The organism is Phyllobacterium sp. P5_D12 (assembly GCF_054049495.1).
In genome coordinates, this window is sequence record NZ_JBFUMG010001207.1 from 1 (window position 1) to 514 (window position 514).

Here is a 514-nt window from a genome sequence, read left to right on the forward strand (position 1 = left end):
GGCGCAGGTCATCAACCTTCTGCTCGACCTGCAGGCTAGCCTGAACCTCGCCTATCTGTTCATCTCGCATGATATCGCCGTGGTCGAACGGGTCAGCCACCGCATCGCAGTAATGTATCTTGGTGAAATCGTCGAAATCGGGCCGCGAGCTGCGATTTTCGAGAATCCTCAGCATCCCTATACGAAAAAGCTGATTTCAGCAGTGCCCGTTCCGGATCCTTCGCGGCGAGGTTTAAAGCGACCTGTGTCCAATGACGAGATCAAAAGCCCCGTTCGGGCCCCGGATTTCGTAGTTCCACTCCGCCAGTATACCGAGGTTTCGGCGGGACATCTGGTTCAGCTCTAGAGTCGGGGCTTGAGACATTGGCCTGATCGTGAGATGACATTGCGAGAGTTGCCCCGTCATCAGGCACAGAGCAGGAAAAGCTATGTCCAAGCCCTTTATCGATCACCTGTCTTCCGAACTCGAGGGGCTGAAACAGTCCGGGCTTTATAAGACCGAACGCGTCATCAC

At 54.9% G+C, this 514-nt stretch carries 1 protein-coding gene; it reads left to right on the plus strand.

Going from position 1 to position 514, the window contains the following annotated elements; genetic code table 11:
* Positions 1-346 (plus strand): oligopeptide/dipeptide ABC transporter ATP-binding protein (locus ACXJ5O_RS29530; RefSeq protein ID WP_457302995.1); only part of this gene is annotated, 346 nt, incomplete at its 5' end.
* Positions 347-514: the final 168 nt, after the last annotated feature.